A 1,887-nucleotide genomic window follows, 5' to 3' on the forward strand; every position below is an offset into this window, starting at 1 on the left:
ATTTCATCCGTTTCCTTACGGGCGTGCCGGTCATGACAAATGGTTACTGCAGGGCACACCCCTATTTTAAATCCGTAATGAAGGATCCGCTGGGCCAGGTTACTATCTTCTCCGTAATGAAAAAAAACAGGGTGAAACAAACCTGCTTTCTCCAGGCAGGCTTTACTCATCATCCAGGCGGCGGCATTTACAAACTCCACCGGGTAAATATCTTTCAGGGGCTCTCCGGGCGCCGGCTGACTCCTTTTGTAATACTGTGCAAACCCCGCATCCATGCCGCTATAGTCGCCACTCAGGTGAATAGGGCTTACCACCCCGTATTCCGGATGCCGTTCCATCACATCGATCAGCACCTCAATAGTGTTTTTCTCTGTCCAGGCATCCTGGTTAAGCAGGAAAACGTAGTCTGCCCCCTGTTGTAACGCCTGTTTAATGGCCTTGTTATTCGCCTGCCCAAATCCCAGGTTTGTAGCGGAGCGGATCAGTGTTACTTCCGGGTAACCCGCTTCCAGCAAAGGAATGGTAGCATCCGTAGAACCGTTATCCACTACAATGGTTTGTACGGGATAACTGCCCGAACGTAGGCTGTCAAAGCATTTATGTACCCATTTTGCCCCGTTATAGGTGACAATAACAACAAATACTTTTTTCATCCCGGCTATTTTCTGTATTTCTCCTGCAGAAATTCAAAGAAGTAATGGGAAGGTTTCAGGTTAATCAGTTCATACCGGTTCTTTGCAAGATCATCGTAGCTCATTGCTTCAATAGCAGGCAGGCTCAGGTTGAGCACAGTTTCCGGGGTTCCTTTGGTGATAATGCCAATGCCCCAGTCGCTATCGATGGTAAATACCTGCAGATCCTTTCGTGTCCGCAGCATGGCAATCGACTTCCACACATCACCGGTCCAGGCTCCGGTCCAGTCGGGGATCTCCCCTTTAGCCGCTTTTTCCAGCACTTCCTGCTGGGCGGCGCCTACCGGCGATTCACAGGCAGCATTAGGCGGATTTACATCATGCACCACAATAAAACCGCCATCGTTCAGGTATTCCAGGCAGTTTACAATATCCTGATAACATTGTTTGTAAGTATGTAAACCATCTACAAATGCCACATCAATACCATCCTGGCGAAGCATTGCTTTCTGATCTGCAAAAAACTGGTCGCTGGTTACCTGGAAATACTTTGCATTGCCCGGCTTTAGCTTTGTGCGTAACCAGGCTCTGAAAGGAAACCTGAATTCAGGATCTACCGCAATTTTTGCTTTTACCGGGGCATCCAGGGAAAAGGCTGCCCGATGGGTTGAGCTATGCCGACTACGCGCATCGGGGCGCCTACCCGCTGATCGCGACGGCAATTCTTGCCGGCGGCTTCGTGCTCGTGGCGACGCGGCGCGGCGGGCCGGGTGAGCATTCGCCGCTACTCCGAACGCTGGTCTATCTGTGGGTGGCGCAGAACATATGGCTGGTGATCTCGTCGCTGTTGCGGCTCGACCTTTACGTCGAGGCCTATGGCCTCACCGAAATGCGGATTGCCGCCGCCGTGTGGATGGCGCTGGTTGCGGTCGGCCTGGCGCTGATCGTGGGCAAGATCGCCACCGGCCGCAGCAACCGCTGGCTGGTGATGACCAATCTGGCGGCCCTGATGCTGACGCTGTGGGGCGTGGCCTTCATCGACGTGCCGGCGCTGATCTCGCGGTTCAACGTCGAGCACAGCCGCGAGGTCGCGGGGACCGGGCCAGCCATCGATATCTACTATCTGGCGGGGCAGGGGCCGGGCGCGATCCCGGCGCTCGACCAGTTCCTGCGCACGGCGAAATTCGCGACTCCGGAGACGCGCGCCAATGCCGTCCAGATGCGGAATACGCTCGCCGACCGGCTGCGGCAGCGG

The 1,887-nt window shown here is 54.7% G+C and carries 3 protein-coding genes; 1 reads left to right on the plus strand and 2 read right to left on the minus strand.

Features of this window, described 5'->3' with window-relative positions; translation table 11 throughout:
- The coding region (locus VN105_RS00040) for a glycosyltransferase family 2 protein (RefSeq protein ID WP_325636690.1) at window positions 1–653 on the minus strand (653 nt) is incomplete at its 3' end.
- Window positions 654–658: 5 nt separating this feature from the next.
- Window positions 659–1,354 carry a class I SAM-dependent methyltransferase gene (locus VN105_RS00045; protein WP_325636692.1) on the minus strand — a complete coding sequence of 232 codons (696 nt, stop codon included), beginning with the start codon at window positions 1,352–1,354 and terminating at the stop codon, window positions 659–661.
- Between VN105_RS00045 and VN105_RS00050 the strand changes: the two genes are divergently transcribed.
- Window positions 1,258–1,887 (plus strand): DUF4173 domain-containing protein (locus VN105_RS00050; RefSeq protein WP_325636694.1); only part of this gene is annotated, 630 nt, incomplete at its 3' end. The genes VN105_RS00045 and VN105_RS00050 overlap by 97 nt on opposite strands.

The organism is Chitinophaga sp. (assembly GCF_035564935.1).
Classification (GTDB): Bacteria; Bacteroidota; Bacteroidia; order Chitinophagales; family Chitinophagaceae; genus Chitinophaga.